Consider the following 2,096-nt stretch of genomic DNA (forward strand, 5'->3'; position numbering starts at 1 on the left):
GCGCTAAAAACAGAATGACCAGCAGCACAAAGGCATACCGCCCGAACCATTGAATTGGCGCGTCATGGAGGCTTCGTTTCACGAACAGCTGTCTGATTAACTTTAAAGAAAACGCAATTGCACATGTGCCCATAATGAGATAAGCCGGAATCAGCAGCACATTTTGCGGCAAAACGGAGACAAATGATAGGAAAAACCCGCTTACTCCCATCTGATTGACTAGAAACCCGACAGTAAAGCCGACGACGATCCCTTTCAGAAAGATCATGATGAAAATAATCGGCATTCCAATGACGGAAATTCCCAGTATCCACATCAGGCCTAAATACTTTGCATTATGAAAGATACTTTGCCCAAACATATCAGCTGAACTTGCCTGTTTTCCATCCGAAAGCTGTCCAAAAAATTGACTTAAGTAGTAGTATAAATCTTCTTTCTGGCTGATGGTCATACTGTTGACAATAATCGCGCCAAAGATGACACCCATGAAAAACAGCACTGACACAAATATATAAAGAGAGAGATGATCTTTGACATGCCTGAGAAACATGTCCTTATAAGAGATTTTTCGCATACCGTTTCCTCCCGCCCGTTCTAGTGATTTGATTTAATAGATTGTATGAAAGAAACGGAAAAACATGCCCTTTTTCAAAAAGAAACGATAGAGACGAATGCTAGGCGGCTTTTTGGGGCACAAAAAAATCCTTATCATCAACTGCTGTATGATCATAAGGATTCTTATGCTTCCGTTTATTCAAAAACTCTTTTTTGCTTTTTGTCATTCTTTCATGTGTGCTGAAAGATGGTGTGCTGCCTCTTGATAATAAGACGTCACGTCCGCCGTTTCTCAATCGATGCTCCCGCTTCTTTTTCGCTTGGCTTTTTGCCATGTGATCACTCCCTTTTTTATTTTCATAGTAATGATAACAAAATTGAACAATGATAAGAAAAAAACAGCACCTGCTACGACAGGTGCTGTTTAGCTACATTTATTTCACTGCTGTAAGAGCTGCATGCTCGACAGCTGCTGCTACCGCATGATGGACTTTTGAATCAAGCGGCTGAGGGACAACATCACCTTGTTTAGTGCAAGCTGCGATGGCCTCTGCTGCTGCGACAAGCATATCATGATTAATCTCCGTGCTTTTTGCGTTAAGCGCTCCTCTAAAAATCCCTGGAAAACCGAGTACATTATTAACAGAACGCCCGTCAGCTGCATATGCGGCGCCAGCCTGCAGTGCGGCCTCCGGCTCAATTTCCGGCTTCGGATTCGATAAAGCCAGAATCACTTGACCAGAACGTACAAATGCCGGTTTTATTAAACCCGGAACGCCCGTTGTAGCAATGACAATATCACATGTTTCCATAAGCTCCTCAATACTGGAAACTGCCTGTCCGCCGTATTGTTCGAGACGGTTCATTGCTGACTCTGATTTATCTGTTCCGTACACAGCATTCACACCATAAGCCATGAACATCCGGCAGATGGCCACGCCTGCTGCACCAAGGCCGATTTGCCCCACTTTCGCTTCCTTCAGGTCAACCCCCGCACTCCTGCATGCCGAAATGGCAGCTGCCAGCGTCACTACAGCTGTACCATGCTGGTCATCGTGCATAACAGGGATGTTCAGCTCCTCTTTTAGGCGATCCTCGATTTCAAAACAATGCGGCGAACCGATATCCTCAAGAAGGATGCCGCTAAAGCCCGGAGAAATATGTTTTACTGTTTTGATGATTTCTTCAGGATCACTCGTATCAAGGAGTATCGGAATGCCGCTAATACCCGCCAGCTGATCAAACAAAGCAGCCTTTCCTTCCATGACAGGCATGCCAGCCACAGAGCCGATATTCCCAAGGCCTAAAATTGCGGTTCCATCCGTTACAATTGCAACAGAATTGCTGATCGTTGTATAAATAGAAGCTTTTTCAGGTTCTTTTTCGATCAGTCGGCACACGTCCGCAACACCTGGTGTGTAGACACGTCCCAGCTCTGCCAGTGAACGGATCGGCATTTTGCTTTTCATTTGGATTTTTCCGCCTTCATGTGCGGACAGGACTTCATCAGATACGGTGTGAAGCCTGATCCCTTCTCCGAG

Annotated in this window: 3 protein-coding genes; all 3 read right to left on the reverse strand. The window is 45.2% G+C overall.

Annotated elements, in window-relative coordinates; all coding sequences use genetic code 11:
• Positions 1-574: stage II sporulation protein M (gene spoIIM, locus RAC86_RS38070; protein ID WP_377886894.1), on the reverse strand; the 574-nt coding region annotated here is incomplete at its 3' end.
• A gap of 100 nt (positions 575-674) precedes the next feature.
• Positions 675-890 carry a hypothetical protein gene (locus tag RAC86_RS38075; protein ID WP_064671054.1) on the reverse strand — a complete coding sequence of 72 codons (216 nt, stop codon included), beginning with the start codon at positions 888-890 and terminating at the stop codon, positions 675-677.
• A 99-nt stretch (positions 891-989) separates the two neighbouring features.
• Positions 990-2,096: NAD(P)-dependent malic enzyme (locus RAC86_RS38080; RefSeq protein ID WP_377886895.1), on the reverse strand; the 1,107-nt coding region annotated here is incomplete at its 5' end.

The sequence above is a fragment of the Bacillus sp. LR_5 genome, from assembly GCF_042709275.1.

Coding starts and splice junctions, on each gene's coding strand:
- RAC86_RS38075 (WP_064671054.1), bottom strand. CDS start 890: ATGGCAAAAAGCCAAGCGAAAAAGAAGCGGGAGCATCGATTGAGAAAC.